Below are 6,000 nucleotides of genomic sequence, written 5' to 3'. Positions count from 1 at the left end.
GTTGCTTTAGCGCCAAGATTATCGCTGGAAAGCGTAATAAGCCAAGGTTTCTGTTTTTCAATATGAACATCGAGTATTGAACCACCCGAATTGCACCCCACACCAAGATTAATGGTGGCTTGGCGTGAGAAAAGCCGATTGATTTGATCAAGCCCTTGCTCTATCTGGCGCAGATTGGTCGGTTTTCCAATAAGGTTTGGAAAAGCCGTGGTGATTTCTCCTTGAAGTCTCCTCTCAACTTTATGCCCATCAAGAGTGATATCTTCCATCACTCCTTCAACAACAACAATCTTGAGATGACCGTGCAGGCAGAGTAAAATAGGCTTAAAATTTGCCAACAGTTAGAGGAATTAGTGTCTAAAAAATTCTGCTAATGAGGTTTATTTTGCTTTTCCTTGACTTTTAAGCCACGCTAGCATGTCTGAATCCACACGCACAGTTAGCAACAGTTTTCGTTGGTTTATAGAATGGATTAAGAACGGCGTTTTTCCAGAACGCATCATTGAGTGACGAAATATCTCTATGATCAATTGTACTGTCCGGCATTACAGCCAGTTTATCAACTTCAACTCTCTGTTTATCTGTCAAAGGTGATAAGTTACCTACCTCAATTTCATAACGAACTTTCTTCTTTATAACGTTTCCTTTCTTTCAAGTTGGCTCGCCGTGCTGAAATAATACGGATTACCTCTATGCCATCTTTATCGTCATAGACAGTATGCGCTACGAATAGTAATAAAAAACCATCCATGAGTCCTAAAGCTTGCTAACCATATTCTCCGTTTTCAATACGGTTTTGTTTAGCTATGGAGAATGGATCCGAAAGAACACATGCAGCCATTTCAAAACTTACACGGTGCTTTCTAAGATTATTTTTTGTTTTAGCTTCATCCCATTCAAATCTTATTTTTATACCTTATATTAACACATTTATAAGGGTATTATGTACATCAAGAGTTTTAAATGAACACTGAATTATCGATGTTTTTGTACAATTAATATAATTTAATACTTTAAAAATTAGTGATTAATTAACTGAAAATATAAAAAATAATAAATAATCCTAAGGCGTTATGCATATAATATGCAAATCGAATAAAACTTACAAGCATGTTGAATAAAATGATATTAATTGACTATTTAGGGGTCTGCTCCTGAAAGCAAAAAATAAATTTTGGTGCCGAAATATTCAACTTTCATATGGCTACCTTTGAGAGCTATACAGATAAAAATACCAATAAAAAGTAAATAAAACAGAATGATATTCCGTGGTACTTTTTAATCCACATACATTTGGCAAAAATTGTTCTTCAGTACAGAACTACCCCTTTTTAAGAATGAATGAGAGGAGCGATTTTTTTAATGGTCAACGCTACAAAGGATGCAATCAGCACTTTCAAGAAACCACCAGCCAAAAAACCTAATGAACTTATTAAAACCGTCAGCAAAGGAACCTGAGTCATATAAGCTACCCATGGTATTCCAAAAGAATAAACTATCCCAATGCCGCCCACAGTATTTATCACAAATAATGTTATAAAATTTAACCGCTTCCAAAACAATTCTACCATTAAACCAATAAAAAATGCAGCAAATGGAAAACTAATCAGATAACCACTCGTAACTCCTGAAAACACACTAATTCCACCACGACCACCAGGCAATAGAGGTAACCCAATTGCAATAAGAATAAGGAAAAGAAGTGATGCTAAAGCTCCCCTTTTCGCTCCAATTATAGAACCTGCTAACATCGGAGCCATAGACTGAGCTGTAATAGGGACACCCAGCAAAAAAGGAAGATAAATAGGAGGGAAAAGACTCAAAACAGCGTAAATAGCGGCAAATAGAGCAATATAAACTAAATCTTTTGTATTCACTGAATTATTCCTTCACTATGGAAAAACTTTCGTTATTGTTGTATAATTAATAAAAAGTATCAGATTTATAAAAGTACACTTTAAATGCCTTAGATATAGAGAAAAATAATATAATAATTTATTTTAATAATATCACTTATATAGATCACATTAGATTCTACAATGTTTAATTACATCATAGATTACTATGGTTAAATTCAGTAAACTTATTGTGATACATTTATTTTAGCTTGTTCTTATTATGCTTTGAATGAATGAGAGGAACAGATCTTTTAATCGCGAGTGCAACAAAGGATGCAATCAACACTTTTAAACAATCGCCTATCAAAAAAACTGATGAAGCCATTAAAACCTTCAGTAAAGGAACCTGAGTCATATAAGCTGTCCATGGAACACCAAAAGAATAAACTATCCCAATGCCACCAACAGTATTTATCACAAATAATGTTATAAAATTTAACCGCTTCCAAAACAACTCTACCATTAAACCAATAAAAAATGCGGCAAATGGAAAACCTATTAAATAACCACTTGCAATCCCTGAAAATACACTGATTCCACCTCGACCACCAGGCAACAGAGGTAATCCAATCGCAACAAGAACAAGAAAAAGGAGTGATGCTAAAGCACCCCTTTTTGCCCCAAGAATAGACCCTGCTAGCATCGGTCCCATCGATTGAGCTGTAATAGGTACCCCTAGAAGAAAAGGAAGATAAATTGAAGGGAAAAGGCCCAAAATAGCATAAATAGCGGCAAATAAAGCAATATAAACTAAATCTTTTGTATTCATTTGATTCTTCTTTCACTATAAAAAACTTTGATTATTATGAGATGCTGTATCAATAGTATCAGAATCATAAGAACGCGCTTCCAATGCTTCAGCCACTTCTGAAGCCATTCTTATGGTTCGTATAATTAAAGGTATCGCAAGAGCGACAATGTTAGTATTAAGTCCCCGTGCTTGCTGTGCTTCATGTACCTCATTAAACTTTTCACTCAAAAGAGGAATAAACCTGATCGCCATAGAGATAACCATACTCACTTTTGATGGATTTATACCAAAACAGCAAAAAGGCTGAAGCCCGACTTCAATTGCATCCACCATATCTGAAACTTTTGTTGTAAATGAAATAAGTGATGATAAAGAAAAGAGGATAACAAGACGTAATATGACCTCAACCCCCGTAAGCCAACCGCTAAAAATAGTTTGAAATACAAATAGAAGGACTAAAAGCAATCCCATCGATTTAAATTGCTTTATCGCAGTTTTGAAAGAGACCTTGGCAACTTTATAGAATAAGATGACCAACAACAAAAACAACCCAAGAAGCGCTATGGAAGAAACCATTATTATAAAAGTTCCACACGCCGCAAGAAACAATAACTTAACTCTAGGACTTAACCTATGAATAAACGTATCCCTTGGAATATATAAACCGATCATGACATTCTTCTTATATACTCCTTGATAGCAACAAAAGGTACATCATCAATTGCTATCTCCCCCTTATCAAAAACCAGCACTCTATCAAACTTTTTCAAAAACTCCAAATCATGCGATACAACTATTGCCGTTTGTGGTAATTCTTCTATCACTTGCGTAACGCGATGCTTATTTCGCAAATCAAGTAATGTCGTCGGCTCATCAAAAATAATGTAGTCCGGTTTCATTGCAACTACACCGGAAATAGCAACGAGTTGTTTTTGTCCACCACTTAATAAATGGACAGCGTGATTTCTGAAATCTTGAAGTTCATAGCGCTGTAAAATTTCATCTACACGCTCCTTAATTTCATCTTTATCAAGCTTTAAATTTTTGAGACCAAATGATAAGTCCTCTTCAACTAATGGTAAAACAATCTGATTATCGGGATTCTGAAATACAAATCCAACTTTACGCTTTACTGCTTTTGCATCGCGTTTGGTGTCAAGCCCATCAACGCTTACAAAACCGTGAGATGGTAATTGGAGTCCATTAATAAGACGAACAAATGTACTTTTTCCAGAACCATTTGCACCTATAACAGCAATTCGTTTTTCGGTAAGCTGTACAGTAATATTTCTTAAAACACACAAATCACCAAAAACTTGTGTTACCTCATCAAATTTTATAGTCCCCAAGATTTATTCCAATCAATCCCTTTTATTAGCTCTTCTCTCTCTATCGTTTCAGTTTATAACCTAAAAGTAATAATAAGCACCATAGAGGGATAATAATGACTGCCAAACTCATATCAGGCATCTGTACAGGAATATATGTTTCAAGAAAAGGCACGCTTATTCCTATCATATCAAAAAGTCGAGTCATCAATCCATTTTGCCCAAAACCACTGATAAACATAATACAAAATAATAAAGCAAGAAAGCAGAGACAAAGATAGTTAGCGTAAGGATATAAACCAAACGCATAAGTAAAGTTGCCTTTTCTGTTCTTATGTGCATTGCGAAATTTCAAATGAACAATAACAATAATAGCCCAAGTAATCACTGCTGCTGCAGTTGCAAGAGCCATGATCCGCATGAAACTATTATCAGGAACAAGAGCATTAACAACGACAATCAACACCGTACAGAATGATGAAAAAAGGATAGCAATATAAGGAACACGAGCAGCACTCAGTTTACTAAAAATATGTGGTGCATTTTTTTGTACAGCTAAACTATAAAGCATACGTCCATTAGAATAAATGCCACTATTATAAACAGAAATAGCAGCCATAATCACCACAAAATTCAAAATATGACCAGCAGCAGGAATTCCTATAGTCTCGAAAATTGTAACAAAAGGACTACCATTTTTTCCAATCATATTCCAAGGGCTGATTATCATAATAACGCTGATAGAACCAATATAAAAAATTATAATCCTCCACATAACTTGACGGATAGCCGCTGGAATTGTTTTTTGTGGATTAGATGCCTCTCCAGCAGCAATACCAATAAGCTCTGTTCCTCCAAAAGAAAACATTACTACAGAAGTCGCTAAAACAACCCCTACTGCTCCATAAGGGAAAAAACCACCATGGTCCCAAAGATAATGAATATTCGCTTGATTTTCCCCTAGTCCCGTGACAATGATAAAAATTCCAAAAATAATCATACCAATAACAGCAGCCACTTTGATCAAAGCGCAAGCAAATTCAAATTCTCCGTAAAAACGAACATTAAACAAGTTAATGAATGTAACAAATAAAAGAACAATGAAAGATGCCTTCCAATGATCAATCAAAATCCAATGATCAAGGTAAAACCCTATCACTGTAAGTTCAGCCATGCTCACAAGAATATAAAGAAACCAATAATTCCAACCTGTTATGAAACCAGCCAATCTCCCCCAATATTTATAAGCAAAAAAACTAAACGCTCCTGAAGACGGTTCTTCTACTGACATTTCACCAAGCATTCGCATAATGAAATACATAATAAGCCCGCCGGCAAGATAAGATAAAATGACTGAGGGACCAGCTAATTGAATTGCCTCGGTTGACCCATAAAAAAGTCCTGTCCCAATAACGCCACCCAAAGCAATCATTTGAATATGGCGATTTTGAAGGCTACGCTTCAATTCATTGTGTTTTTTTTCAAACATCATGCCTCATTACTTTTGTTGAGCCTAACCTCAACTTTTATCGAAAAATTAGGTAGCTTTTTCAAAAACACAAAACAAACGTAAAACTGCCCTTTTATCATAATGCAACTCATCATTTTTTTGTGCATTATACATATGCCCCGTTGAAGTTTTAAGAAAAAATATGCTCCACTATTTATTTAAATTAATGTCCTTCATTTTCGTTACACTAACCATTATAGCATTGGTCATTGATAACGCACACTCTGTAATCACATCACATTGGACGACAACCCCCTTTAATAAAATTTTAATAAACCTTCTGCAAACAGATGTCTATCACCTTAATCAATCTCTATGCAAGGTAATGCCTGATTTTCTGTTCTCAATTTGCATTACTCTCACTTATTTACCAGCATGGTCTATCTTTGGTGCTGTAGCAATAGTATTTTGTATCTTAAATTACGAAAAACAAAAACCTTTTCACAAAATATCATATACATATAATGAAGAATACATTTAATCTTGAAAAAGACTTCTAGAGCCCTTTGTACT

6 protein-coding genes are annotated in these 6,000 nt (G+C 35.0%); all 6 read right to left on the bottom strand.

Annotation, left to right across the window (positions count from 1 at the left end; genetic code table 11):
- On the bottom strand, positions 1 to 338 hold a 338-nt coding region (locus ACFIKO_RS02665), incomplete at its 3' end, for a POTRA domain-containing protein (protein ID WP_375673199.1).
- Positions 339 to 1,331: 993 nt separating this feature from the next.
- The gene (locus tag ACFIKO_RS02660) at positions 1,332 to 1,877 is read right to left on the bottom strand and encodes a biotin transporter BioY (protein WP_375619585.1); all 546 of its coding nucleotides are present in this window, start codon (positions 1,875 to 1,877) and stop codon (positions 1,332 to 1,334) included.
- Positions 1,878 to 2,097: 220 nt separating this feature from the next.
- Entirely contained in the window at positions 2,098 to 2,667 is a 570-nt protein-coding gene (locus ACFIKO_RS02655) for a biotin transporter BioY (protein WP_375619584.1), read from the bottom strand.
- A gap of 15 nt (positions 2,668 to 2,682) precedes the next feature.
- Positions 2,683 to 3,321 (bottom strand): energy-coupling factor transporter transmembrane component T family protein, encoded by a 639-nt coding sequence (locus ACFIKO_RS02650; protein ID WP_375619583.1) that lies wholly within the window; start codon positions 3,319 to 3,321, stop codon positions 2,683 to 2,685.
- Complete coding sequence (locus ACFIKO_RS02645; protein WP_375619582.1) at positions 3,318 to 3,998, bottom strand: energy-coupling factor ABC transporter ATP-binding protein; 681 nt, start codon at positions 3,996 to 3,998, stop codon at positions 3,318 to 3,320. The genes ACFIKO_RS02650 and ACFIKO_RS02645 overlap by 4 nt, the downstream gene beginning before the upstream one ends.
- A gap of 40 nt (positions 3,999 to 4,038) precedes the next feature.
- The gene (locus ACFIKO_RS02640; RefSeq protein ID WP_375619588.1) at positions 4,039 to 5,466 is read right to left on the bottom strand and encodes an amino acid permease; all 1,428 of its coding nucleotides are present in this window, start codon (positions 5,464 to 5,466) and stop codon (positions 4,039 to 4,041) included.
- Between the last annotated feature and the right edge of the window lie 534 nt (positions 5,467 to 6,000).

Source organism: Bartonella sp. TS82HLJMH (assembly GCF_042193495.1).
Taxonomy (GTDB): domain Bacteria; phylum Pseudomonadota; class Alphaproteobacteria; order Rhizobiales; family Rhizobiaceae; genus Bartonella; species Bartonella grahamii.
The sequence above is the reverse complement of the archived record's forward strand: the minus strand, read 5'-3'. Positions and strand labels throughout refer to the sequence as shown.